We start from the raw sequence: 25,329 nt of genomic DNA, 5'->3' as shown, positions 1-25,329 counted from the left end.
CATTACTCATCCCAGTTGCGCCAGGGCCTGGCGGAAGGCTGGCGGCAGGCTGCTGCCAAACAGAACCCGGCCGTCCGCCTGGGTGAAGATGCCCATTTTCGCCAGCCATTGCTCAAACTCCGGCGCAGGCTTGAGCCCCAGGGTCTGCCGGGCATAGAGCGCGTCGTGAAACGAGGTGGTCTGGTAGTTGAGCATGATGTCGTCGGAGCCAGGAATCCCCATGATGAAGTTGATCCCGGCGACGCCCAGCAGGGTCAGCAGGGTGTCCATGTCGTCCTGGTCAGCTTCGGCATGGTTGGTGTAGCAGATGTCGCAACCCATGGGCACACCAAGCAATTTGCCGCAGAAGTGGTCTTCCAGGCCGGCGCGGATGATCTGTTTGCCGTTGTACAGGTATTCCGGGCCGATGAAGCCGACGACCGTGTTGACCAGAAACGGCTTGAAATGGCGAGCTACGGCGTAGGCGCGGGTTTCGCAGGTTTGTTGATCGACGCCATGGTGGGCGTTGGCCGACAAGGCGCTGCCCTGGCCGGTTTCGAAGTACATCAGGTTCTGGCCCAGCGTGCCGCGATTCAGGCTTAAACCGGCGTCATAGCCCTCCTTCAATACACTCAGGTTAATACCGAAACTGGCGTTGGCCGCTTCGGTGCCGGCGATCGACTGGAACACCAGGTCCAACGGGACACCGCGATTGACCGCTTCGATCGACGTGGTGACATGGGTCAGTACGCAAGCCTGGGTCGGAATCTCATAGCGCTGGATGATCGCGTCGAGCATCTCCAGCATGGCGCAAATCGAGGCGATGCTGTCGGTGGCGGGGTTGATGCCGATCATTGCATCGCCATTGCCGTGCAGCAGGCCGTCGAGAATGCTTGCGGCGATGCCGGCTGGTTCGTCGGTGGGGTGGTTCGGTTGCAGGCGTGTGGACAGTCGACCGCGCAGGCCCAGGGTGCCGCGAAACTGCGTGACCACACGGATTTTTTGCGCCACCAGCACCAGATCCTGCACACGCATGATCTTCGATACCGCGGCGACCATTTCCGGCGTCAGGCCGGGGGCGAGGGCGCGCAGGACCTGTTCGTCGGCGGCATCACTGAGCAGCCAGTCGCGAAAGCCGCCGACGGTGAGGTGACTGACGACGGCGAAGGCTTGTTTGTCGTGGGTGTCGATGATCAGGCGGGTGACTTCATCGGATTCGTAAGGGATCAGCGCTTCCTGCAGGAAGTGGCTTAGCGGGGTGTCGGCCAGCGTCATCTGTGCCGCGACACGCTCGCCATCATTAAGGGCTGCGACGCCGGCCAGGAAATCTCCGGAGCGTGCCGGGCTGGCCTTGGCCATCACCTCTTTGAGGCTGTCGAAGCGGTAAGTCTGGGCGCCGACGGTATGGGCGAATGCGGCCATGGGGCGGAGTTCTCCAGTAATTATTGCAATTTGCTTTTCCTGTGGGGGCGAGCCTGCTCGCGAAAGCGGTGTGTCTTACGCACATGAGTCGCCTGACACTCCGTCATCGCGAGCAGGCTCGCTCCTACAGGGGAATTGTGTGCACCTTGATAAGGCAGGCACCGGCAAAAATCCCGGTGCCGGTGCATTCAGATACCCTCGAGCATAGCGTCTGCCGGTGCCTCGGAGCGTTGCTTGGCGGTCAGCTGGAAGTACAGGTAGCCGGCAGCCATGAAGCCAAGGAAAATCAGACCGATCAAGGTGTTGAACCACGCCATCGCCACCAGGCACACCACCGCCAGAAACAGCGCGATCCCTGGCACGATCGGATAACCCGGGGCGCGGAAGGTGCGTTCCAGGTTCGGTTCGGTTTTACGCAGCTTGAACAGGCTCAGCATACTGATGATGTACATCACGATGGCACCGAATACCGACATGGTGATCATCGCCGCCGTCAGGGTCATGCCTTGCAGATTGACCAGGCCATCGCTGTAGATCGCCGCAATGCCGATCACGCCGCCAGCCAGGATCGCCCGGTGCGGTGTCTGGAAGCGCGACAGTTTTGCCAGGCCGGCAGGCAGATAACCGGCACGGGCCAAGGCGAAAAACTGCCGCGAGTAGCCGAGGATGATCCCGTGGAAACTCGCCACCAGGCCGAACAGGCCGATCCACACCAGCATGTGCATCCAGCTCGAATTGTTGCCGACCACGGCTTTCATCGCCTGGGGCAGCGGATCGTTGATGTTCGACAGTTGGCGCCAGTCGCCGACACCGCCTGCCATCACCATTACGCCGATGGCCAGGAACACCAGCGTCAGAATGCCGCTGACGTAGGCCTTGGGGATTGTGCGTTTCGGGTCCTTGGCTTCTTCGGCAGCCATGGCTGCCCCTTCGATAGCGAGAAAGAACCAGATTGCGAAGGGGATGGCAGCGAAAATGCCAGGAATCGAGCCCATCGTGAACTCGTTGGCACCGGACCAGCCATTGAGCACAAAGTTGCTGAAACTGAAGCCCGGCGCGACCACGCCCATGAACACCAGCAGCTCGGCGACGGCCAGCACGGTGACCACCAGTTCGAAGGTGGCCGCGATGCTGACGCCGAGGATGTTCAGGCCCATGAACACGAAATAGGCGCCAACGGCGGCGACCTTCGGGTCCAGTTCCGGGTATTGCACGTTGAGGTAGGCGCCGATGGCCATGGCGATGGCCGGTGGTGCAAAGACGAATTCAATCAGGGTGGCGATGCCGGCGATCAACCCGCCTTTCTCACCAAAGGCCCGGCGACTATAGGCAAATGGTCCGCCAGCATGGGGAATCGCCGTCGTCAGCTCGGTGAAGCTGAAGATAAAACAGGTGTACATCGTCGCCACCATCAACGCGGTGACGAGAAAACCCAGCGTGCCTGCGGTGCCCCAGCCGTAACTCCAGCCGAAGTACTCGCCGGAAATCACCAGGCCGACGGCAATGCCCCATAAATGCAGGGTGCCGAGTGTGGGTTTGAGCTGTGTGGAAGAAGTAGTCATAAGTCCTCTCTATTTTTTTTGTTCGATCTTTTGGACTTTCGGGTGTGACGGTTTGGGTTAAACGCGGAATGACGGGTACGCAAGGCCCGTGCCAGAGCGGCCAGGTCTTGGGTGTCGTGTCATTGAGGGTGCCATCGCGAGCAGGCTCGCTCCCACAGGGATCTCTTGTGGGCTAAACATCGGGAACTGACCAGGATCCACTGTGGGAGCGAGCCTGCTCGCGATGGCGGCTTGAAGGGCGACACAGGAATACCTGCATCGCCCCCGGTTTTTTAGAAGAAGCCCAGCGGATTGATGTCGTAGCTCACCAGCAGGTTTTTGGTCTGCTGATAGTGGTCGAGCATCATCTTGTGGGTTTCACGGCCGACGCCGGACTTCTTGTAGCCGCCGAACGCGGCGTGCGCCGGGTACAGGTGGTAGCAGTTGGTCCACACACGGCCGGCCTTGATGGCGCGGCCCATGCGGTAGGCGCGGTTGATGTCGCGGGTCCAGAGGCCGGCACCCAGGCCGAACTCGGTGTCGTTGGCGATGGCCAGGGCTTCGGCTTCGTCCTTGAAGGTGGTGATGCTCACCACCGGGCCGAAGATTTCTTCCTGGAACACGCGCATCTTGTTGGTGCCCTTGAGCAGCGTCGGCTGGATGTAGTACCCGCTTGCCAGGTTGCCCTCGAGTTTTTCCACCTTGCCGCCGGTCAGCAGTTCGGCACCTTCGCCCTTGGCGATTTCCAGGTACGAAAGGATCTTGTCGAATTGCTGCTCGGACGCCTGGGCGCCGACCATGGTGTCGGTATCCAGCGGGTCGCCACGTTTGATTTGCAGGACCTTTTTCATCACTACCTGCATGAATTCGTCGTAGATCGACTCTTGCACCAGTGCACGGGAAGGACAGGTGCAGACTTCGCCCTGGTTGAAGAATGCCAGCACCAGGCCTTCGGCGGCTTTCTCGATGAAGGACGGCTCGGCCTTCATGATGTCTTCGAAGAAGATGTTCGGCGACTTGCCGCCCAGTTCCACGGTCGATGGAATGATGTTTTCGGCGGCGCATTTCATGATGTGCGAGCCGACCGGCGTCGAGCCGGTGAAGGCAATCTTGGCGATGCGTTTGCTGGTGGCCAGGGCTTCGCCGGCTTCTTTGCCGAAACCTTGCACGATGTTCAGCACGCCCGGTGGCAGCAGGTCGCCGATCAGCTCGACCAGCACGGTAATGCCCAGCGGGGTCTGTTCGGCAGGCTTGAGTACCACGCAGTTACCGGCAGCGAGCGCCGGGGCGAGTTTCCAGGCGGCCATCAGGATCGGGAAGTTCCACGGGATGATCTGCCCGACCACGCCCAGCGGTTCATGGATGTGATAGGCCACGGTGTTGCCGTCGATTTCGGCAGCGCTGCCTTCCTGGGCGCGCAGGCAACCGGCGAAGTAGCGGAAGTGGTCGGCGGCCAGCGGGATGTCGGCGTTGAGGGTTTCGCGCACGGCTTTGCCGTTGTCCCAGGATTCGGTGATCGCCAGGGTTTCCAGATTCTGTTCGATGCGGTCGGCGATTTTCAGCAGCACCAGCGAGCGCGCCTGGGCGGAGGTGGCGCCCCAGGCATCGGCGGCGGCGTGGGCAGCATCCAGGGCCTTGTCGATGTCTTCGGCCGTGGAACGCGGGAATTCGGCAATCGGTTGGCCATTCACGGGCGAGGTATTGGTGAAGTACTGACCTTTGACAGGCGCGACGAACTCGCCGCCGATGTAGTTGCCGTATTTGGCTTTGAACGAAACGATAGCGCCTTCAGTACCGGGGTGAGCGTAACGCATGATGGTTTCTCCTTGGTTCTTGTGCTTATAAGGAAGACGCGCATGTGCGCTTGCTTTAAGCGTAGAGCAAGGGCCGGGCCAGTGCGCTGCATCTCAGGTAAATCAAGACCTTGCGCGATTTTTGTCGGACGGACGGAGCGCGCCTGTGACGCTTTCGGTACAGCCTGCGTGACACTTTGTACCGCTTCTGGCACAGCCTGTGACCGGGTCGTCTTGCAGGCATTGCAATGCAGGCCCGGCTGGAGGATGCTCGGCATCACCTCATGCACGGGACGCCGAGCCCCGGGGAGAATAATAAGAAATGCACGACAACCACTTGAGTCGCCATGCCCAGCAAGTATTGACCGTGACCCAGGGCAAGGCCCATCTGCACGGCCCCGGCAGCGATCCTTCCATCGCCCGTTCCTGGCTGCGCTGCCTCGAGGACTATCATCTCGATCCGGCGCTGAGCATCGCGCCCACGGTGCTGGAACATGGCCGTGTCCTGGAAAGCCGCGAGCGCTTGCAGCAGGTGCTGCACATCGCTGGCAATGAAATGACCAGCCTGCACCAGCAACTTTCCGGTGCCGGTCATGCAGTACTGCTGACCGACGCCCGCGGCGTGATCCTCAATTGTGTCACTGCGCCCGCCGAACGACAGATTTTCGAGCGTGCCGGACTCTGGCTCGGTGCCGACTGGAGTGAGGCCTGTGAAGGCACCAACGGCATTGGCACGTGCCTGGTGGAGCGTCAGTCGCTGACCATTCATCAGGACGAACACTTTCGTGGCCGCCACACCGGCCTGACCTGCTCGGCGAGTCCGGTCTTCGATCCTCATGGCGAATTGCTGGCAGTGCTCGACGTGTCGTCGGCGCGGCGCGACGTGTCGCGGCAAAGTCAGTTCCACACCATGGCTCTGGTCAATCTGTCGGCGAAGATGATCGAGAGCTGTTACTTCCTGCGCTGCTTTGACAATCAATGGTTGCTGCGTTTTCATTTGCAGGCCGAGTCCGTCGGTTTGTTCAGCGAAGGGTTGTTGGCGTTCGATGGAGAAGGGCGCATTTGCGCGGTCAACCAGAGTGCGCTGAACCTGCTTGGACACATTCGCGGCGGTTTGCTGGGCAAACCGGTGGAGGCGTTTTTCGATTGCTCGCTCGATGAGTTGCTGGGCAGGGCGAGTATCAATGCCGCGGCCAGTTGGCCATTGCGTACCCGTGATGGCCGCAAGCTGTTCGCGGTATTGCGTGGTGAGGTGCGGCGGCCGCTGCCGACTCCGATGGTGCCCGCTGCCACGGTTGCACAAGTACCGCGCCTGGCGGGCATTTGCCTGGGTGATGCGACGTTGCAGGCGGACTTCCGCAAGGCCTTGCGCGTCTACGAGCGCGACGTACCGCTGCTGATCAACGGCGAAACCGGGTCCGGCAAGGAGGCCTTTGCCAAAGCGGTGCACCACGCCAGCCAGCGGGCGGAAAAAGCCTTTGTCGCCCTCAATTGCGCGGCCATTCCCGAAAGCCTGATCGAAAGCGAGCTGTTCGGTTACCGCGGCGGCAGCTTCACCGGCGCCCGCAAGGAAGGCATGCGCGGCAAGTTGCAACAGGCCGACGGCGGGACGTTGTTCCTCGACGAAATCGGTGACATGCCGCTGGCTTTGCAAACACGCTTGCTGCGGGTGCTGGAAGACCGGCAAGTGGTGCCGATTGGTGGCGAACCGGAAGCGGTTAACGTGCGGATCATCAGCGCCACCCACCGCAATTTGCTGGATCGCGTGCAGGACGGCAGCTTTCGCGAGGATTTGTATTACCGCCTCAACGGGCTGGAGGTGGCGCTGCCAGCATTGCGCGATCGCAGTGACAAGTCGCAGCTGCTCGACTTTTTGCTGTCCGAAGAGGCCGGCACGGAAACCGTGTTGATCGATGGCCCGGCACGAGAGGCCTTGTTGGGGTTCGCCTGGCCGGGCAACGTGCGGCAGTTGCGCAATGTGCTGCGTACGTTGGCGGCGTTATGCGATGGCGGACGGATTGGTCTGGAAGATTTGCCGGTCATGATTCGCCAGGCGCGGCCGGTGGTAGTGCAGGCCGTTGAAGAGCCGTCGGAGCATCCGCTGGAAGATGCCGAACGGCTTGCGTTACTCGGTGCGCTGGAACAGACGCGCTGGCATATGACGCATACAGCGGAGCAACTGGGCGTCAGTCGAAATACCCTTTATCGCAAGCTGCGCAAGCACGGGATCTCACGGTAAACCGCGTCGCGCCCAATCGCGGGCAAGCCCGCTCCCACAGGGATTGCATCGTACCTGTGGGAGCGGGCTTGCCCGCGATGGCGTCGGTGAGGGCGAAACACAAGGTGCGAATTTCCCCTCCCTAAGCTAACCTGCGGCCATGTTTTACGAGGTCGACTATGCACATTCATATTCTTGGTATCTGCGGCACTTTCATGGGGTCAATGGCGGTTCTGGCCAAAGAGCTGGGCCATCACGTGACCGGCTCCGATGCCAACGTCTATCCGCCGATGAGTACTCAACTGCAAGCCCAGGGCATTGAGTTGACCCAAGGCTACGACCCGGCGCAACTCGATCCGGCACCTGATCTGGTGGTGATCGGCAACGCCATGTCCCGGGGCAATCCGGCGGTGGAGTATGTGCTGAACAAAGGCCTGCCTTACGTCTCCGGCCCGCAATGGCTGGCGGATCACGTGCTGCAAGGTCGCTGGGTGCTGGCCGTTGCCGGTACGCACGGCAAGACCACCACCAGCAGCATGCTGGCGTGGGTGTTGGAACACGCAGGCATGGCCCCCGGCTTCCTGATCGGTGGCGTGCCGCAAAACTTCTCGGTGTCGGCACGTCTGGGTGACACACCGTTCTTCGTCATCGAAGCCGACGAGTACGACAGTGCGTTCTTCGACAAGCGCTCCAAGTTCGTACATTACCGTCCGCGCACGGCCATCCTGAACAACCTCGAATTCGATCACGCGGACATCTTCCCGGACCTGCCGGCCATTGAGCGGCAGTTCCATCACTTGGTGCGGACCATCCCGAGTGAAGGCCTGGTGATTCATCCGACCACCGAGCCGGCGTTACAGCGCGTTATTGAAATGGGTTGCTGGACCCCGGTGCAAACCACGGGAGCCGGCGGTCAGTGGCAGGTCAAGCTGCTCAGTGAAGACGGCTCGAAGTTCGAAGTGATGTTCGAAGGCGTCGCCCAGGGTGTGGTCGAGTGGGACATGACTGGCCAGCACAACGTCGCCAACGCCCTCGCGACCCTGGCTGCCGCACGCCACGTCGGCGTCGTGCCGTCCATGGGCATTGCCGCGTTGAGCGCCTTCAAAAGCGTTAAGCGCCGGATGGAAAAAGTCGCGGAAGTCCGTGGCATCACCATTTATGACGACTTCGCTCACCACCCGACCGCCATCGCCACTACGCTGGATGGGTTACGCAAACGCATCGGCGATGCACCGTTGATTGCGATCATCGAACCCCGTTCCAACTCCATGAAGCTCGGTGCGCACCGTGACGGATTGCCGGAAAGCGTGGTCGATGCCGATCAGGTGATCTGGTACGCACCCGCCAACCTCGGCTGGGATCTGGCAGGCACTGCGGCGCTGTGCACTGTGCCGTCGATTGTCAGCGATTCCCTTGAAGGCATCATCGAGCGCGTGAAGAGCCAGGCCCAACCCGGCACTCACGTGGTGATCATGAGCAACGGCGGCTTCGGCGGCCTGCACGGCAAACTGGCCGAGGCGCTGAAATGAGCAACGGCCCGGACCGCATCACCCTGGCAATGACCGGCGCTTCAGGTGCCCAGTACGGTTTGCGCCTGCTCGACTGCCTGGTGCGGGACGATCGTGAAGTGCACTTCCTGATTTCCAAGGCCGCGCAGTTGGTGATGGCCACCGAAACTGATGTCACGCTGCCGTCCAAGCCGCAGATGATGCAGGCGTTCCTCACCGAATACACCGGCGCGGCCGCCGGGCAGATTCGGGTGTACGGCAAGGAAGACTGGATGTCGCCGGTGGCCTCGGGTTCCGGTGCGCCAGCGGCGATGGTGGTGGTGCCGTGTTCGACGGGTACTTTGTCGGCCATCGCTACAGGTGCCTGCAACAACCTGATCGAGCGTGCCGCCGACGTGACGCTGAAAGAGCGTCGGCAGCTGATTCTTGTACCTCGCGAGGCGCCGTATTCGAGCATTCACCTGGAGCACATGCTCAAGTTGTCGAACATGGGCGTGACAATCCTGCCGGCATCACCGGGCTTCTATCATCAGCCGCAAACCATCGACGACCTGATCGATTTCGTCGTGGCACGGATCCTCAACCTGCTGAATATTCCTCAGGACATGTTGCCGCGTTGGGGCGAGCATCATCTGACCAGCGATGAATAAGCTGCTGGTGATGGTGCTGGCGCTGCAACTGGCCGGGTGCGCCACGGCGCGCACGCTCGATGCGGCCAAGCCGGGGGCACCGGTGGTGTATTCGGGCACTCGCCTGGATGTGTACGCGATGAACGGCGGATGCTGCGCCAAGGACCGCTTCGGTGCCGAAGCGCCGAGCTATCCCGGTGTCGACCTGCCAGCGAGTGCGTTGCTCGACACGCTGCTGTTGCCGCTGTCGTTGTTGACGGTGATTGGCGTGAGTTTTCAGGCGACGGGTGGATTGTAGTAAAGCGATTCGCGAGCAAGCTCGCTCCCACAGGTTTTTCAGCGATTACAAAATTTGTGTACGACACAAAATCCTGTGGGAGCGGGCTTGCCCGCGAGGAGGTCCGCTCAGGCACCCTAAAATTACTTGCCCAACTTCCTCAGCTCATCCGACTCGACAATCCTGACCCCGTCCTGCTCTTCCAGCGCCAGACGCCACATCGCGCGAGCCAGTTGGCAGGCCTCGATACCATGGTATTTGCCAGGGATCAGCCGAGACAGCGGGCCGGCGACTTTCTCGCCCAGTCGCGGTTCGGTGCGTTCGCCCAGCAACAGCGAAGGGCGGCAAATAGTCAGCTGCGGCCAGTCCTGCGCACGCAATGCGTGCTCCATCTCGCCTTTGACCCGGTTGTAGAAAACCGAGGACCTCCGGTCGGCTCCCAAAGCACTGACCACGATCAAATGCCGTGCGCCCATTTCCCGGGCACGTTTGGCGAATGCCACCACCATGTCCAGGTCCACTGCACGAAATGCCTGTTCCGAACCGGCCTGCTTGATCGTGGTGCCCAGGCAGCAATAGGCGATATCGACCCGCCCGTTCAGTTGTGGCAGGAACGCCGCAGGGTCGCCGACCGGATTTTCCAGGTGCGGATGCTTGGCCAGTGGCCGGCGTGAGGGGGCCAATACCCGGGTGATCGTTGGCTCGTTAAGCAGGCGATCAAGCAGATGTTCACCCGTCAAACCGGTGGCTCCGGCGAGCAGCACATGCTGAGGCGTCAAGTACATAGTGTTTCTCCCTTGATACTGTTCAGCTTAGTTGCTGTTTGCATCCTTGCTTTCCATTGATGCACTTTGCAGGGCTTTTCGCGCCTGCTGTTTACGCAGCAGTTGCCAATGCGAGAGGACGGTTTTCGGTGCCCAGATCTGCGGTTCGGATGCTTCGAAGCCGTCTGCCAGCTCACGCTCGGCGACAGTGGTCCTGGCCAGTTTGAAGGCTTGTTCCAGATCATCCGTCTGGTTCAGGGCCTGGGCGAAGAGTGCATCGCCGAAGTAGGTGAAATTGGCTTCCTCCGAGCAGCCGAAGGACACCCGGTCGGCTCGTGAAGCCGTCATGATCAGGGTCCGTTCATCCTTGAGGGCGGGGATGAAACCGCCGGAGTAGCAGGACGAAATCACGATGATCTTGTCGCGGTTTTTCAACGGGGCGAGAACAGCAGCCAATTCGTCGGCTGGCAGGTCGGCCAGCTCCATGCGCGGCTGGTCCAGCACGAGTTCGTGTTCGCTGGTGCCATGGCTGGTCAGGTAGATGAAAATCAGGTCTTCCGGACCACTGCGTTCGGCCAGCGTCAGGGCGGCGCGGCGCAGGTTTTCCCGGGTAGCCATCGGGCGGTCGGCGAGGTGGTCACGATGGTTCACCAGGCGGATCTGGCCAAAGGCACCGAAACGGGTGGTGAGCATATTGGCGACGTAGTCGGATTCGCGCAGAAAAACGCTTTGCTTGCCATCACCGCCCAGGGTCAACGAATACAGCTCCACCGCCGGGGTCGAGGGCGGAATGTTGGTCAGCGCCGAGTCGAGCAAGCGCCCCTGCGCCAACAGGCCGAGCTCCAGAGTGTCGGGCAGCAATTTGCCCTCGGCGTCGCGCACGCGCTGGCCGTTGATCCAGGTGCCGCTGAGCACGGTGCCGTCGGTCAGCACCAATGTGCCGCGCCCCTGGTAACTGTCGTTGTCGAACTGGCCGGTGTAGAAGCTGCCGTCGGACAGGTTCAGTCGGCCCTGGCCGGAAAAGCGCCAGTCGTTGAACTGGCCGATGTAGTGGCTGCCGTCAGCGCCGATCAACTCGCCCTTGCCGTTCAGTGAACCTTCCTTGAACTGGCCCAGCCAGACATCGCCGTCGGCGTTTTCGTAGCGGCCTTTGCCGTGCAGTTGATTGTTCTTGAAGCTGCCGACATAGATGTCGCCATCGGCGCTGTTGAACGTCCCGTTGCCTTCAAGTTGGCCGTCGACGAAGTGCCCGGTGAACTGATTGCCGTTGCCGTCGCCACGCTGGCCTTCGCCATTGGGTTTGCCATGGGCGAACTGGCCCTGGTAGGAGCTGCCGTCCTCGAGTTCGAGGCGACCCAGGCCGGAGTATTGATCGGCCTTGAACTCTCCGCGATAGCTCATGCCGTTTTCTTTGAGTGTGCCTTCGCCGTCACGCCGGCCTGCCTTGAAACCGCCGGTGTAACTGTTGCCGTTGGTGGTCAGTGCCCCCTGACCTTCGAACAGCCCCTGATTGAAATGCCCGCGATAGACTTCGCCATTGCTGCCATGCCATTCGCCCTGGCCCTGCCACTGGCCTTTGTCGAATTCGCCCGCGTACCAGCTGCCGTTCGGGTAGTCGATACGCCCCTTGCCTTGCAGCAAGCCATTGACCAGGTCGCCGCGATAGCGTCCGCCGTCCGGCAGGCGGGCGTCGGGGGGCAATGGCGATTCGCCGTCGCCGCAAGCGGTGAGCATCAGGGTCAAGGCAAGGAGTGCAAGTGGGCGCATAGCGGATTCCGGGCAATTAGGCGAGGGAGTATGCCGCAGCTATGTGTCCTTATATAGGGTGAGGTACCGCTTGAGGGCGCGAAACAGCGTGAGCTGCTTCGCATCCGGGAAGGTTTATACGAAGCACAGGGACAGGGGTTCGGCGATATACGCCGGTTTGTCCGAACCTTCGATTTCCAGGGTAGTGGTGGCCTTGAGCAGCCACTGGCCGGGTTTTTTCTCGATGACTTCGGTCAGGTCGACCTTGAGCCGCACTTTCGAGTTGACCTTGACCGGCTGAATGAAACGCACGCTGTCGAGGCCGTAGTTGACCACCATCTTCAAGCCTTCGGGCATGACGAGGATGTCTTCCATCAGTTTCGGGATCAGCGACAACGACAGGAAACCGTGAGCGATGGTGCTGCCAAATGGCGTTTGCGCGGCCTTGACCGGATCGACGTGGATGAACTGATAGTCCCCCGTGGCTTCGGCGAACAGGTTGATGCGTTCCTGATCGATGGTGAGCCATTCGGAACGTCCGAGTTCCTTGCCGACATAATCTTTGAGCTCTGCAACTGGAACATAGGGCATTGAGACTCTCCTTGGGTTCATCGGTTTTATAGTTTTGACTTGCGGGGATTTCACTTCCCGGCTTACTACTTTAGATCAACATGGCCAAACGCTCAGGTCAACTGACCATGCTTTTGGCGAATGCCGGCCCATAGCGCGGGCATGCTTATAATGCCGGGCCAATGCGGGTGATGGATTTTGCGGGAGATCTTTGATGTTGTTACGGGGCCTGACATGGCTGGTGCTGTTCCAATTGCTCGGCACTGCGATCAATCATTTGTTTTTGCCGGTGCTGCCGGGGCCGATTGTGGGGTTGCTACTGTTGCTGGTGTACCTCATCTGTCGCGGACAGGTCGGCGAGCCATTGAACCTGGCGGCCAGCAGCCTGTTGCGCTACCTGCCGCTGTTGCTGGTGCCGCCAGCCGTGGGCGTGATGGTCTATGCCGCTGACATCGCGGCGGACTTCTGGGCCATCGTCGGTGCGCTGGTGTTGTCGCTGCTACTTTCCATGGCGTTCGCCGGAGTGCTGATGCAGCGCATGGTCAAGCGTCACGCCATCTCCGAGGACAGCCAATGATCTTCGACTGGCACGGCGCCTGGACGTCGGTGATTCACCATCCGTTGTTCGGCATAGGTATTACCCTCGGCGCCTATCAGCTTGTACTGGGCGTGTTCGAGAAAACCCGCTGGATCTTTTTGCAGCCGGTGCTGGTCTCCATGTTGTTGGTGATCGGCGTGCTGGTGGGTTGCGGCCTGACCTACGCCGAATACCGCAAGAGCACAGAGATACTGAGCATCCTGCTCGGTCCGGCCACTGTCGCGCTGGCGGTGCCGCTTTATCTCAACCTGCGACGGATTCGGCAGTTGTTCTGGCCGATATTTACTACGCTGGTGATAGGCGGGGTGGTGGCCACGGGGATGGGCGTGTTGCTGGGCTGGTCGTTTGGTGCCGAGCACATGATCCTGATGACCATGGCGCCGAAATCGGTGACTTCGCCAATTGCCATGTTGGTGGCTGAGCAGATTGGTGGGGTCGCGGCGCTGGCAGCGGTGTTCGTCTTGATTACGGGTGTGATCGGGGCGATTTTCGGTCCGGCCCTGTTGACCCGGCTGGGCGTGCACAGCCCGGAAGCCAGGGGCATGGCATTGGGCATGACGGCGCACGCGGTCGGCACGGCAGTGGCGATGCAGGAAAGTGAAGAGTGTGGTGCCTTCGCGGCGCTGGCGATGAGTTTGATGGGCGTGGCCACGGCGGTGTTGCTGCCGCTGGCGGTGTCGATGGTGGTGTAAGGAAATGTCTATGAGTCTGCCGCTTTTTCCGTTGAACACAGTGCTGTTCCCAGGTTGCATCCTCGACTTGCAGATCTTCGAAGCGCGCTATCTGGACATGATCGGCCGCTGCATGAAGCAGGGCGGTGGTTTCGGCGTGGTGTGCATCCTCGAGGGTGAAGAAGTCGGGATCGCCCCGGCCGGCTACGCGCTGGTGGGTTGCGAAGCGCTGATCACCGATTTCAAACAACAGGACAACGGCCTGCTGGGGATTCGGGTTCAGGGCGGGCGACGTTTCCATGTATTGAAAGCGGAGGTCCAGCGCGATCAGTTGACCGTTGCCGAGGTCGAGTGGCTGGAAGACGAACCGGAACAACCACTGCAGGATGAGGACGCCGACCTGGTGGCATTGCTCAAGGCCTTGGCGGAACACCCGATGGTCGAAGCCTTGAACATGGGAACTGAAGCGACCGGGCAACAGTCACTGGCCAATCAGTTGGCGTACCTGTTGCCTTTTGCCGAGTTGGACAAGATCGACTTGCTGCAACTTGACGATCCGCAGCAGCGACTGGATGCGATTCAGGCGCTGCTGGATGAGTTGCAGGGTGAGTTGTTTGCCTGAGCAGTATTTGGCAATCATTGAGTGAAGTTGCCAGCATTGCTGAGTACCTGGACGACGATTAGTTTGTGGCCACCCACATGAGGTGGGGCATTTCAATGTCTAAAGGGATTAATGCCATGGCTATCTATAAACATGAATGGTCTGTCTGGGACACTGCGGCAGCAGAGTTCATGCTTAAACTTGTCGATAACGGCCAGACCTTTGCAGCCAACGCTCAATTAGCCGGCGAGTTTGCCGATGCGCTGATTATGGAAAAGCGTAAGCGTCAGTGGAGTCCTAACTGAGCTTGAGTAACAGGAACCCCAACCGTTGAGTTGGGGTTTTTTTGAGGGAAATATTTCTAATAGGCATACCGTAACATCGTATGCGGCAAATGCCGCAGCACGAAGAAGCCGAACAATGCCGCCAGCGCCGGCAACACCAGCCACCAGGCCTTGGAGGGCAAGGCGTTCAGCGGTTCTTTGAGCTGGATCAGCCACAGGCTGGCCGCACAGACACATGCCGCCAACATCGCGCCGGCCATGACATCGGTTGGCCAGTGCGCCCCGAGGTACACCCGGGAAAGGGCAATCGCCATGGCCGGCAAGCTGGCCACCAGCAACCAGGTCAGGCGCATGCGCGGTGGTTGCCCGCGACCGGCCAGTACGGCGAGGGTCAGAAACAGGGCGAACGCGCCTGAGGCGTGGCCGCTGGGCATGCTGTAGCTGGTCAATGGGTCGCTCAATACTTCCGGGCGGGCGCGGGCGAAAAACTGTTTGGTTACCGTGTTGGCCAATGCCGTGCAGAGGAGGGTGCTGCAAGCGAAAGCTGCCTGTCGCCATTGCCGGGTAATCAGCAGCAGTGCCACCAACAATGCACTGAACAGCAGCATGTTGCGGAATTCGCCAATGAGGGTGAATACCACCGCCACCTCATCGAGCATCGGGCTGCGATGCTCCTGCACCAGGGCCATCAATCCTTGATCGAGAGCGCTCAGATACGGGTAACCGATGAACAGCCCTGACAGAATCAGAAAGCTCATGCCGGCGATTATCGCTGTAGCCCGGCGATGCTGGCGCAGGCTGCTGGTGGCGCTCAACCCCACCATGACCGCAATGCTGCCGACAACGATCCCGGCCTGAGTCCAGAAACCTTCAGGCAGCGGCAAGCGAATCGCCGCGCCGGTGGCCCAGCCTGGCAGCAGATAAGCCACCGACCAACCCGCGCCGGCCAGCAGACTGACGGCGAAGAAACGTGGGAAGGGCATGTCGCACATGCCGGCGACCATGGGCAGCATTGGCCGCAGCGGTCCGATAAAACGCCCGACCAGCAGGCTGGCGATGCCGTAGCGCTGGAAGTAGGCCTCGGCCCCGGCGATCCATTCCGGGTGATGGCGCAAGCCGGGCAGGCGCCGGATATTCTGGTGGAAATGACGCCCCAGGAAGTACGAGACCACATCGCCAAGCACGCCGGCCAGGAAGCCCAGCAGCAGTGTTTCACTCAGCGTCAGCGCACCACTGCCGGCCAGCACCGCAACGGTGAACAGTAAAACCGTGCCGGGGACGATCAGCCCGGCTATCGCCAGGCATTCCACAAAAGCCACCAGAAATATTGCCGCCGCCAGCCATTGCGGGTTGACCGTCAACCAACCGGTCAGGCTATCGAGCCATTGGCCCATAAAAACCACTCCATTGAATGTTCAATTGGTCCCTGGGGACAACCACAAAATCTTCAACACACCACCGATCAATGTGGGAGCGAGCCTGCTCGCGATGGCAGCGTGTCAGGCGTAATCAATCTCGCCAGTCATGACCCCTTCGCGAGCAGGCTCGCTCCCACAATGGATCAATTCATTTTCAAGTCAGCACAAAATAATCGCGACCTTCAATCTGCCCCCGTCGCAGCGGGTTCCGCGTGCAGTACGGCGCGTAAGCCGCATCGACGAAGCGGTACATCAGGTGCTCATCACGCCCGTGGGGGATGCCCAGGCGTGTAGTCTGGATGATGTGGGCGGGCGTCTGGCCGACGTGCTCCACCAGCAGCACGTCATGATCGAAGCGTTTGGCGTCCCATACTGGCACTTTCAGGCCCAGCGCCTTGCACAGCAGGGTTTGCCCGGCACAGAGTTTTTGTGACGGGCGAGGGTGGCCCTTGGCATCGGGATTGTTCAACAGCATCTGCGCCAGGCTGGCCGGCCCGCTCAATTGATCGACCCACGGGTAGGCGGACTTGATCAGTACCGCGTTTCCCGGGCCCTGTGCACTGAAGTTCAGGGAATCGCCGCCCCGGGCGTAATACATATAGATGTGGCCGCCATCCAGAAACAAAGCCTTACGCTTTTCTGTGTAGCCGAGGGACGCGTGGCTGCCCTTCTCCGCGCAGTAATAGGCTTCGGTCTCGATAATCCGGGCGCTGAGCCACAGATCACCAACTCGATGGCGAATGACCTTGCCCAGTAACTCCCGGGCCAGAATCTGGGCGTCACGGTCGAAAAACGCGTCCGGGAGGCCTGCAGGCAGGCTCATGGCGGGCGCTCGAACAGTCAGATTGGACATGATGACCGGTGTTTGTCAGGGCTGAATGAGTCGTGATGATAACAATTTGCAGCTTAATCCCGGCTGAACATCGGCAAATGCCCCTCCATTTCGACCATCCGCCCGTCACCGCTGTTAGTCCCGGGACGCGACAGCTATAATCTGCCGCTTTACTCTTTACCAAGACCTAATCAAAGACCACGCCAGACCATGACTGAGTCCGTTCTTGACTACATGACCCGCCTGGGTCGCGCTGCCCGCGAAGCTTCCCGCGTGATCGGCCGTGCCAGCACCGCGCAGAAAAACCGCGCCCTGCAGGCCGCCGCCAATGCGCTGGACGCAGCCCGCGCCGAGCTGACGGCGGCCAATGAGCTGGATTTGGCCGCCGGTCGCGCCAATGGTCTGGAGCCGGCCCTGCTTGAGCGCCTGGCGCTGACCCCGGCACGTATCGACGGCATGATCGTCGGCCTGCGTCAGGTGGCAGCCCTGCCGGACCCTGTCGGCGCGATCCGTGACATGAGCTTCCGCCCGTCCGGAATTCAGGTCGGCAAGATGCGCGTGCCGCTGGGCGTGATCGGAATCATCTACGAGTCGCGGCCGAACGTAACCATCGATGCGGCCAGTCTGTGCCTGAAGTCCGGCAACGCAACCATCCTGCGTGGCGGTTCCGAGGCCATTCATTCCAATCGAGCCATCGCCGTCTGCATTCAGCGTGGCCTGGCCGAGGCCGATCTGCCGGCTGCGGTGGTGCAAGTGGTCGAAACCACGGATCGCGCTGCCGTTGGCGCGCTGATCACCATGCCCGAGTACGTCGACGTCATAGTGCCGCGCGGCGGCCGTGGCCTGATCGAACGCGTCAGCCGTGATGCCCGCGTACCGGTGATCAAGCACCTGGACGGCATCTGCCACGTTTATGTGAGTGAACACGCCGATCTGGCCAAGGCTCAGCGCATCGCGTTCAACGCCAAGACTTACCGTTATGGCATCTGTGGTGCCATGGAAACGCTGCTGGTCGATCAAGTCGTTGCCAGGGAATTCCTGCCGGCGATGGCGGCACAGTTCCGCGAAAAAGGCGTCGAACTGCGCGGTTGCGAGCGCACCCTGGCAATCATCGATGCCGTGACCGCGACTGAAGAAGACTGGAGTACCGAATACCTGGCGCCGATTCTGTCGATCCGTGTAGTCGACGGACTGAGCCAGGCCATCGAGCACATCAACCATTACGGGTCCCATCACACCGATTCGATTGTCAGCGAACACCAGGGCGACACCCGGCGTTTCGTGGCTGAAGTCGACTCCTCGTCGGTGATGATCAATACCCCGACATGCTTCGCCGATGGCTTCGAATACGGATTGGGTGCCGAGATCGGCATTTCTACTGATAAGCTGCACGCCCGCGGCCCGGTGGGCCTCGAAGGATTGACCTGCGAGAAGTACATCGTGGTCGGCGACGGGCAGTTGCGTGGACAGGAGCCGGTCTGACTTGGGCGACTTCGACCCGTCAGCCCCGGTCACCGCCAGCGAGCCAGCCCCTCGCCGCATTGGTGTGCTGGGCGGAACGTTCGACCCGGTGCACATCGGCCATTTGCGCGGTGCGCTGGAAGTCGCCGAAACCCTGGCGCTCGATGAACTGCGTCTGACACCCAGTGCCAGGCCGCCCCATCGGGACAAGCCGCAGGTGTCGGCGAAAGACCGTCTGGCGATGGTCGAGTGCGCGGTGGCCGGTGTGGCGCCGTTGGTGGTGGACGCCCGCGAATTGCAGCGGGACAAACCGTCCTACACCATTGATACCCTGGAACTGATGCGTGCCGAACTGGCCGTATCCGACCAGGTTTTTCTGCTTTTGGGCTGGGACGCTTTTTGCGGCCTGCCCACTTGGCACCGCTGGGAAGAGTTGCTCCAGCATTGCCATATCCTGGTGTTGCAACGCCCGGATGCCGACAGCGAACCGCCGGATGCCTTGCGCAACCTGCTGGCAGCGCGCTCGGTGAGCGACCCGCTGGCCCTCAAAGGGCCGAGCGGACAGATTGCATTCGTCTGGCAGACACCGCTCGCGGTATCCGCCACCCAGATCCGTCAACTGCTGGCCAGCGGTAAGTCGGTACGTTTCCTGGTGCCCGACGCGGTCCTGGCCTACATCGATGCGCACGGACTCTACCGTGCGTCGAACTGAATAGGAGTGCCTCAAGGCACGTGGCAACAACGTGTATTGAAGCGCCCCGAACATACGAGCAAAACGAGTTTTATATGACGAACAACGACGTAAACAAAGTTAAGCGCAAAGGCACGTTCAAGAGTGCCCCGCTGCCTGAGAAGGTCCTCGCTGCCGAGCCACCTAAAGGCGACGAGCTGGTCAAGATCGCCGTAGCCGCCCTGGAAGACGTCAAGGCCCAGGACGTGCTGGTCATCGATGTTCGCGACAAGCAGAGCATCACTGACTACATGATCATCGCCACCGGTACTTCCAACCGCCAGATCGGCGCGATGCTGGACAAGGTCCGCGAGGCCGTCAAAGCCTTGGGTATCAAGCCGCTGGGTGAAGAAGGCAAGGGCGACAGCGACTGGGTGCTGCTGGACATGGACGACGTGATCGTCCACATGATGACTTCCAACGCCCGTCAGTTCTACGACCTGGAGCGCCTGTGGAAAGGTGCCGAGCAGAGCCGTGCGGCCGATGGCAAGCACCACAGCCCTGAAGTTGGTCACGAGCACTTCAACAAGCTCAACAAAGACCAGGAATAAGGGACCGCTGTGCGACTGCGACTGATCGCCGTCGGTTCACGCATGCCCAAGTGGGTGGAAGAAGGCTGGCATGAATATGCCAAGCGTCTTCCGTCCGAGCTGGCGCTGGAACTGGTGGAAATACCGCTCAATACCCGTGGCAAGAACGCCGACGTGGCCCGTTTCATCCGCCAGGAAGGCGAAGCCATGCTGGCAAAGGTCGGGCCGAACGAGCGGATTGTCACACTCGAAGTCCATGGCAAGCCCTGGAGCACCGAGCAACTGGCGGTCGAGCTCGATCGCTGGCGGCTGGACTCGCGCACCGTCAACTTCATGGTCGGCGGTCCCGAAGGGCTGGCGCCGGAAGTCTGTGCCCGGGCTGACCAGCGCTGGTCGTTGTCGCCGCTGACCTTGCCGCACCCGCTGGTGCGGATTCTGATCGGCGAACAGTTGTACCGTGCCTGGACCGTGCTGTCCGGTCACCCTTACCACAAGTAATTCTGCCCTCATGTCCCAGCCGATCCGCATCAAGGACCACGAAAAAGACGCCCGTCTGGTGCGTGGCCGCGTCGTGTTCGGTGCCATTGCAGTCGTGACGCTGATCGGCGTGCTGATAGCGCGTCTGTATTTCCTGCAGGTGATCCAGTACGAGTACCACTCGACCCTGTCGGAAAACAACCGCGTCCATGTGCAGCCGATTCCACCGCCCCGTGGTTTGATTTACGACCGCAACGGTGTAGTGATTGCCGACAACCGGCCCAGCTTCAGTCTGAGCATGACCCGCGAGCGCTCTGGCGATTGGCAGCAGGTGCTCGATGTGATCGTTCAGGTGCTGGAGCTCACGCCCGAGGACCGGGTGATTTTCGAGAAGCGCATGCGTCAGGGACGTCGGCCGTTCGAGCCGGTGCCGATCATGTTCGAATTGACCGAAGAGCAGATCGCAAGGGTCGCCGTGAACCAGTTCCGCCTGCCTGGGGTGGAAGTGGTCGCGCAGCTGGTCCGCCACTATCCGCAGGGCGCGCATTTTGCGCATTCGGTGGGCTACATGGGGCGGATCAACGAGAAAGAGCTGAAGTCTCTGGACCCGGTGAGCTACAGCGGCACCCATCAAATTGGCAAAACCGGCATCGAGCGCTTCTACGAGCCTGAATTGCACGGCCAGGTGGGTTACGAGGAAGTCGAGACCAACGCCCGGGGCCGCGTATTGCGCGTACTCAAGCGTACCGATCCGATTCCCGGCAAGGACATCGTCCTGAGCCTGGACATCAAATTGCAGGAAGCCGCCGAAGCTGCGCTCGGTGGTCGTCGTGGCGCGGTAGTGGCGCTGGACCCGAAAACCGGCGAAGTGCTGGCGATGGTCAGCCAGCCGAGCTTCGATCCCAACCTGTTCGTCACCGGCATCAGCTTCAAGGCCTATTCCGAGCTGCGCGACTCCATCGACCGGCCGCTGTTCAACCGCGTGCTGCGTGGTCTGTACCCGCCAGGTTCGACCATCAAGCCGGCGGTGGCGATCGCCGGCCTGGATTCCGGCGTAGTGACGGCGTCGACCCGGGTGTTCGACCCCGGTTACTACATGTTGCCCAACTACGATCACAAATACCGTAACTGGAACCGTACCGGCGACGGCTTTGTCGACCTCGATACGGCGATCATGCGTTCCAACGACACCTACTTCTATGACCTGGCCCACAAGCTGGGGATCGATCGGCTGTCGGCATACCTGAGCAAGTTCGGTATCGGCCAGAAAGTCTCCCTGGACATGTTCGAAGAATCGCCTGGGTTGATGCCGACCCGGGAATGGAAGCGTGCGACGCGTCGTCAGGCGTGGTTCCCGGGGGAGACACTGATTCTTGGTATCGGTCAGGGCTACATGCAGTCGACGCCGTTGCAGCTGGCCCAGGCCACTGCATTGGTGGCCAACAAGGGTGTCTGGAACCGTCCACACCTGGCCAAGACCATCGAAGGCGAGAAGCCGGTGGATCCTAACCCGATGCCGAACATCATCCTGCGCGATCCGGCGGACTGGACCCGGGTGAACCACGGAATGCAACAGGTGATGCACGGCGCCCGCGGTACGGCGCGCAAGGCCTCGATCGGTGCGCAATACCGGATCGCCGGCAAGAGCGGTACGGCCCAGGTGGTCGCGATCAAGCAGGGCGAGAAGTACGACCGCTCCAAGGTGCAGGAACGCCATCGCGACCACGCCTTGTTCGTTGGTTTCGCACCGGCCGACGATCCGAAAATCGTGGTCTCGGTGATGGTCGAGAACGGTGAGTCGGGCTCGGGTGTGGCCGCGCCGGTTGTGCGCCAGGTCATGGACGCCTGGCTCCTGGATCAGGACGGTCGGTTGAAGCCCGAATACGCCAGCCCTATCAGTGCAGAGGCAACAGCCCGTGATGAATAATTTTGATCGCATGCTCTCCAGCGAGGATGTGATGCGTCGCCGTGCAACACTGTTGCAACGAATGCACATCGACGGCGTGTTGCTGATCCTGCTGCTGACGCTTGCCGCCGGCAGCCTGTTCGTCCTGTATTCCGCCAGTGGAAAAAGCTGGGACCTGCTGGCCAAACAGGCCACTTCGTTCGGCATCGGCCTGGTGTCGATGATCGTCATCGCCCAGTTCGAACCACGCTTCATGGCGCGTTGGGTGCCGGTCGGCTATGTGATCGGTGTGTTGTTGCTGGTGGTGGTGGACGTCATGGGTCACAACGCGATGGGGGCCACGCGCTGGATCAACATCCCCGGTGTCATCCGCTTCCAGCCCTCGGAGTTCATGAAGATTCTGATGCCGGCAACCATTGCCTGGTACCTGTCCAAGCGCACCTTGCCGCCACAGCTCAAGCACGTCGGCATCAGCCTGATGCTGATCGGCATTCCGTTCATTCTGATCGTGCGGCAGCCGGACCTCGGCACTTCGCTGCTGATTCTGGCCGGCGGCGCTTTCGTGCTGTTCATGGGTGGCTTGCGTTGGCGCTGGATCCTCAGCGTACTGGCCGCCGCCGTGCCCGTGGCGGTTGCCATGTGGTTCTTCATCATGCACGACTACCAGAAGCAGCGAATCCTGACGTTCCTCGACCCGGAGAGCGATCCGCTCGGCACGGGCTGGAACATCATCCAGTCCAAGGCCGCCATCGGCTCCGGTGGTGTGTTCGGCAAGGGCTGGTTGCTGGGCACCCAGTCGCACCTGGACTTCCTGCCGGAAAGTCATACCGACTTCATCATTGCCGTAATGGGCGAAGAGTTCGGTCTGGTGGGAATCTGTGCGCTGTTGCTGATCTACCTGCTGTTGATCGGCCGCGGCCTGGTGATTACTGCCCAGGCGCAGACATTGTTCGGCAAGTTGCTCGCGGGCAGCCTGACCATGACGTTTTTTGTTTATGTTTTCGTCAACATCGGTATGGTCAGTGGCCTGTTGCCGGTGGTGGGGGTGCCGTTGCCGTTCATTAGCTACGGAGGAACTTCGCTGGTGACGCTGCTGTCAGCGTTTGGGGTTTTGATGTCGATCCATACCCATCGCAAGTGGATCGCGCAAGTTTGAATAAGGTGAAATTTTCAATGCAAGTAATGCGTGGCTGGGCGACTCGATATGCGCCATGGGTCGGCCTGGTAAGCATCCTTGGCACCGTGCAGGAAGCGTTGGCCGGCGACTATGAAGGCTCACCCCAGGTGGCCGAATTCGTCGGTGAAATGACCCGCGATTACGGTTTCGCCGGTGAACAGTTGATGGGCGTGTTCCGCGAAGCCGAGCGCAAGCAGTCGATTCTGGACGCCATCTCGAAACCCGCCGAACGGGTCAAGCAGTGGAGCGAATATCGCCCGATGTTCATCACCGATGCACGCATTGCCCGGGGTGTGGACTTCTGGCGTCAGCACGAAGCGGTGCTGGCCCGTGCCGAGCAGGAATACGGCGTGCCGGCCCAGGTCATTGTCTCGATCATCGGCGTTGAAACCTTTTTCGGTCGTAATACCGGAAATTTCCGGGTGATCGATGCCTTGTCGACCCTGGGTTTCGACTATCCTCCCCGTGCCGAGTTTTTCCGCAAGGAATTGCGTGAGTTCCTGCTGCTGGCCCGCGAAGAGCAGGTCGATCCGTTGACGCTCAAGGGTTCCTATGCCGGCGCAATGGGATTGCCACAATTCATGCCGAGCAGTTTCCGCGCCTATGCGGTGGATTTCGACGGTGATGGCCATATCAACATCTGGACCAACCCGGACGATGCCATTGGCAGTGTCGCCAGTTACTTCAAGCGTCATGGCTGGGTCGCCGGCGAACCGGTAGTGAGCCGCGCCGATGTCCGTGGCGATCAGGTCGACGAAGGTTTGACCGCAGGAATCGAACCGACGAAAACCGTCGGGGAGTTGCGAGCCCTGGGGTGGTCAAGTCATGATGCGCTGCGCGATGATATGCCGGTTACCGCTTTCCGCCTGGAAGGCGACAATGGCCCCGAATACTGGATGGGCCTGAAGAATTTTTACGCGATCACGCGTTATAACCGCAGCGTGATGTACGCCATGGCCGTACATCAACTGTCTGAACAGCTGGTCCAAGCACGGGGCGTCAAGTAATGCGGGCATTGCCTATCAATAAACCCCTGAAGTTGATGGCATTTGCCGCGTTGACAGTGCTGGTCGCCAGTTGTTCGACCAGCCGTGCGCCGACCCAGAAGTCCTCCACCGCCGTGCGTTCGACGCCGGGGCTGGACATCAACCGCGCCCACAAGGATGGCGCGCCATGGTGGGATGTCGATGTTTCGCGCATCCCGGACGCCACGCCGACCCTGCACTCCGGCCCATACAAGGCCAGCCCGTACTCGGTATTGGGTAAAACCTATTTCCCGCTGCAAGAATCCAAGACCTACGTGGCTTCGGGCACGGCGTCCTGGTATGGCACCAAGTTCCACGGCCAGAACACCGCCAACGGCGAAGTGTATGACCTGTACGGCATGAGTGCTGCGCACAAGACATTGCCATTGCCAAGTTATGTCCGGGTGACCAACCTGGACAACAACAAGAGCGTGATCCTGCGAGTCAACGACCGTGGGCCGTTCTACTCGGACCGCATCATCGACCTGTCCTACGCCGCCGCCAAGAAGCTCGGTTATGCCGAGATCGGCACCGCGCGGGTCAAGGTCGAGGGCATCGATCCACAGGCGTATTGGGCGGCCAAAGGCCGTCCGGCGCCTTTGATGCTCAACGAGCCGCAAGTCGCGCAGAATAGCGCCCCGGTGATCACGGCTTCGGCCGGCACCGTCGAGCAATGGACACCGCCGCCGCAGCAACACGCCGCCGCGGTGGTGCCGGTGCAGCTTGATGCAAAAAAAAACGCTTCTGTACCAGCCTCTGGCCAGTATCTGCAGGTGGGCGCGTTCGCCAACCCGGACGCTGCAGAACTCCTGAGATCGAAGCTCAGCGGGATGGTGAGCGCTCCGGTGTTCATCAGCTCGATCGTGCGCAATCAGCAGACCCTGCATCGGGTTCGCCTGGGCCCGATCGGATCGCCGGGTGAAATCCAGCAGGTGCAGAACAGCGTGCGCCTGGCCAATCTCGGTTCGCCGAGCGTGGTCACGGAGTAATACGTAGAACTTGATTGACGGTTCATCTGCGGTTTTGGGGGATGAACCAGGTCGTTGGCTCGTTGAAGAACAAAAGCCCGGCACAGGGTGACTGGAGTGAACGACTGAACACGCGATAACCCGTTAGAAGGTTATTTGATTAGTTTTTGCCCTCGGGCAAGTTTCCATTAGCGATTTCGAGAG

24 protein-coding genes are annotated in these 25,329 nt (G+C 60.7%); 16 read left to right on the top strand and 8 right to left on the bottom strand.

Going from position 1 to position 25,329, the window contains the following annotated elements; translation table 11 throughout:
• Positions 1-6: 6 nt before the first annotated feature.
• The 3 genes from ACEN8E_RS26215 to exaC all read right to left on the bottom strand — a co-directional run bounded on the left by ACEN8E_RS26215 (position 7) and on the right by exaC (position 4,756).
• Positions 7-1,401, bottom strand: coding sequence for an ethanolamine ammonia-lyase subunit EutB (locus ACEN8E_RS26215; protein ID WP_495590424.1), 1,395 nt, complete (start codon positions 1,399-1,401; stop codon positions 7-9).
• 188 nt (positions 1,402-1,589) lie between these two features.
• A complete protein-coding gene (eat, locus tag ACEN8E_RS26210) occupies positions 1,590-2,963 on the bottom strand; it encodes an ethanolamine permease (RefSeq protein WP_429371516.1) in 1,374 nt (457 codons plus the stop codon).
• A gap of 272 nt (positions 2,964-3,235) precedes the next feature.
• Positions 3,236-4,756 (bottom strand): acetaldehyde dehydrogenase ExaC, encoded by a 1,521-nt coding sequence (gene exaC / locus ACEN8E_RS26205; RefSeq protein WP_007994183.1) that lies wholly within the window; start codon positions 4,754-4,756, stop codon positions 3,236-3,238.
• Between the two features lie 301 nt (positions 4,757-5,057).
• Between exaC and ACEN8E_RS26200 the strand changes: the two genes are divergently transcribed.
• From ACEN8E_RS26200 to ACEN8E_RS26185, 4 genes are all read left to right on the top strand, one after another.
• Complete coding sequence (locus ACEN8E_RS26200; RefSeq protein WP_495590423.1) at positions 5,058-6,974, top strand: sigma-54-dependent Fis family transcriptional regulator; 1,917 nt, start codon at positions 5,058-5,060, stop codon at positions 6,972-6,974.
• Between the two features lie 158 nt (positions 6,975-7,132).
• Positions 7,133-8,482, top strand: coding sequence for a UDP-N-acetylmuramate:L-alanyl-gamma-D-glutamyl-meso-diaminopimelate ligase (gene mpl / locus ACEN8E_RS26195; RefSeq protein ID WP_413423603.1), 1,350 nt, complete (start codon positions 7,133-7,135; stop codon positions 8,480-8,482).
• Positions 8,479-9,111, top strand: a complete 633-nt coding sequence (gene ubiX, locus ACEN8E_RS26190) for a flavin prenyltransferase UbiX (protein ID WP_495590422.1) — start codon at positions 8,479-8,481, stop codon at positions 9,109-9,111. The genes mpl and ubiX overlap by 4 nt, the downstream gene beginning before the upstream one ends.
• Positions 9,104-9,388, top strand: a complete 285-nt coding sequence (locus ACEN8E_RS26185) for a YceK/YidQ family lipoprotein (protein ID WP_495590421.1) — start codon at positions 9,104-9,106, stop codon at positions 9,386-9,388. Before ubiX ends, ACEN8E_RS26185 begins: the two co-directional genes overlap by 8 nt.
• A gap of 122 nt (positions 9,389-9,510) precedes the next feature.
• Here the strand turns inward: ACEN8E_RS26185 and ACEN8E_RS26180 are convergent, their stop codons facing one another.
• From ACEN8E_RS26180 to ACEN8E_RS26170, 3 genes are all read right to left on the bottom strand, one after another.
• Positions 9,511-10,152 (bottom strand): oxidoreductase, encoded by a 642-nt coding sequence (locus ACEN8E_RS26180; protein WP_495590420.1) that lies wholly within the window; start codon positions 10,150-10,152, stop codon positions 9,511-9,513.
• Positions 10,153-10,179: 27 nt separating this feature from the next.
• The gene (locus ACEN8E_RS26175) at positions 10,180-11,898 is read right to left on the bottom strand and encodes a C13 family peptidase (protein WP_495590419.1); all 1,719 of its coding nucleotides are present in this window, start codon (positions 11,896-11,898) and stop codon (positions 10,180-10,182) included.
• Positions 11,899-12,012: 114 nt separating this feature from the next.
• Positions 12,013-12,468, bottom strand: coding sequence for a MaoC family dehydratase (locus ACEN8E_RS26170; protein ID WP_008022907.1), 456 nt, complete (start codon positions 12,466-12,468; stop codon positions 12,013-12,015).
• A gap of 193 nt (positions 12,469-12,661) precedes the next feature.
• Between ACEN8E_RS26170 and ACEN8E_RS26165 the strand changes: the two genes are divergently transcribed.
• From ACEN8E_RS26165 to ACEN8E_RS26150, 4 genes are all read left to right on the top strand, one after another.
• A complete protein-coding gene (locus ACEN8E_RS26165; protein ID WP_495590418.1) occupies positions 12,662-13,024 on the top strand; it encodes a CidA/LrgA family protein in 363 nt (120 codons plus the stop codon).
• The gene (locus ACEN8E_RS26160; RefSeq protein ID WP_413423613.1) at positions 13,021-13,737 is read left to right on the top strand and encodes an LrgB family protein; all 717 of its coding nucleotides are present in this window, start codon (positions 13,021-13,023) and stop codon (positions 13,735-13,737) included. The genes ACEN8E_RS26165 and ACEN8E_RS26160 overlap by 4 nt, the downstream gene beginning before the upstream one ends.
• Before the next feature lie 10 nt (positions 13,738-13,747).
• Positions 13,748-14,338: an LON peptidase substrate-binding domain-containing protein gene (locus ACEN8E_RS26155; protein ID WP_008022910.1), complete on the top strand. Its 591-nt coding sequence runs from the start codon at positions 13,748-13,750 to the stop codon at positions 14,336-14,338.
• A 116-nt stretch (positions 14,339-14,454) separates the two neighbouring features.
• Positions 14,455-14,622, top strand: a complete 168-nt coding sequence (locus ACEN8E_RS26150; RefSeq protein WP_495590417.1) for a hypothetical protein — start codon at positions 14,455-14,457, stop codon at positions 14,620-14,622.
• Positions 14,623-14,678: 56 nt separating this feature from the next.
• On the opposite strand, the gene ACEN8E_RS26145 is transcribed toward ACEN8E_RS26150, so the two are convergent.
• Together ACEN8E_RS26145 and ACEN8E_RS26140 are read right to left on the bottom strand one after the other, a co-directional pair.
• Entirely contained in the window at positions 14,679-15,995 is a 1,317-nt protein-coding gene (locus ACEN8E_RS26145) for a bifunctional DedA family/phosphatase PAP2 family protein (RefSeq protein ID WP_495590416.1), read from the bottom strand.
• A 178-nt stretch (positions 15,996-16,173) separates the two neighbouring features.
• Positions 16,174-16,872, bottom strand: a complete 699-nt coding sequence (locus ACEN8E_RS26140) for a DNA-3-methyladenine glycosylase (RefSeq protein WP_495590415.1) — start codon at positions 16,870-16,872, stop codon at positions 16,174-16,176.
• A 189-nt stretch (positions 16,873-17,061) separates the two neighbouring features.
• Here ACEN8E_RS26140 and ACEN8E_RS26135 point away from each other — a divergent pair, with 189 nt between their 5' ends.
• The 8 genes from ACEN8E_RS26135 to ACEN8E_RS26100 all read left to right on the top strand — a co-directional run bounded on the left by ACEN8E_RS26135 (position 17,062) and on the right by ACEN8E_RS26100 (position 25,146).
• Positions 17,062-18,333: a glutamate-5-semialdehyde dehydrogenase gene (locus ACEN8E_RS26135; protein ID WP_495590414.1), complete on the top strand. Its 1,272-nt coding sequence runs from the start codon at positions 17,062-17,064 to the stop codon at positions 18,331-18,333.
• A 1-nt stretch (position 18,334) separates the two neighbouring features.
• Positions 18,335-19,024: a nicotinate-nucleotide adenylyltransferase gene (gene nadD, locus ACEN8E_RS26130; RefSeq protein WP_008052375.1), complete on the top strand. Its 690-nt coding sequence runs from the start codon at positions 18,335-18,337 to the stop codon at positions 19,022-19,024.
• A gap of 74 nt (positions 19,025-19,098) precedes the next feature.
• Positions 19,099-19,593, top strand: a complete 495-nt coding sequence (rsfS, locus tag ACEN8E_RS26125; RefSeq protein ID WP_008022922.1) for a ribosome silencing factor — start codon at positions 19,099-19,101, stop codon at positions 19,591-19,593.
• A 9-nt stretch (positions 19,594-19,602) separates the two neighbouring features.
• Positions 19,603-20,070 (top strand): 23S rRNA (pseudouridine(1915)-N(3))-methyltransferase RlmH, encoded by a 468-nt coding sequence (gene rlmH, locus ACEN8E_RS26120; RefSeq protein ID WP_003185785.1) that lies wholly within the window; start codon positions 19,603-19,605, stop codon positions 20,068-20,070.
• Between the two features lie 10 nt (positions 20,071-20,080).
• Positions 20,081-21,976, top strand: a complete 1,896-nt coding sequence (gene mrdA / locus ACEN8E_RS26115; protein ID WP_495590413.1) for a penicillin-binding protein 2 — start codon at positions 20,081-20,083, stop codon at positions 21,974-21,976.
• Positions 21,977-22,007: 31 nt separating this feature from the next.
• Positions 22,008-23,111 carry a rod shape-determining protein RodA gene (gene rodA / locus ACEN8E_RS26110; protein WP_429371688.1) on the top strand — a complete coding sequence of 368 codons (1,104 nt, stop codon included), beginning with the start codon at positions 22,008-22,010 and terminating at the stop codon, positions 23,109-23,111.
• Between the two features lie 17 nt (positions 23,112-23,128).
• Positions 23,129-24,139: a lytic murein transglycosylase B gene (gene mltB, locus ACEN8E_RS26105; RefSeq protein ID WP_495590412.1), complete on the top strand. Its 1,011-nt coding sequence runs from the start codon at positions 23,129-23,131 to the stop codon at positions 24,137-24,139.
• Positions 24,139-25,146, top strand: coding sequence for a septal ring lytic transglycosylase RlpA family protein (locus tag ACEN8E_RS26100; RefSeq protein ID WP_495590411.1), 1,008 nt, complete (start codon positions 24,139-24,141; stop codon positions 25,144-25,146). Before mltB ends, ACEN8E_RS26100 begins: the two co-directional genes overlap by 1 nt.
• Positions 25,147-25,329 lie beyond the last annotated feature (183 nt).

It is taken from the genome of Pseudomonas sp. Pseusp9, assembly GCF_059491265.1.
This window is presented reverse-complemented; position numbering and strand designations above follow the sequence as displayed.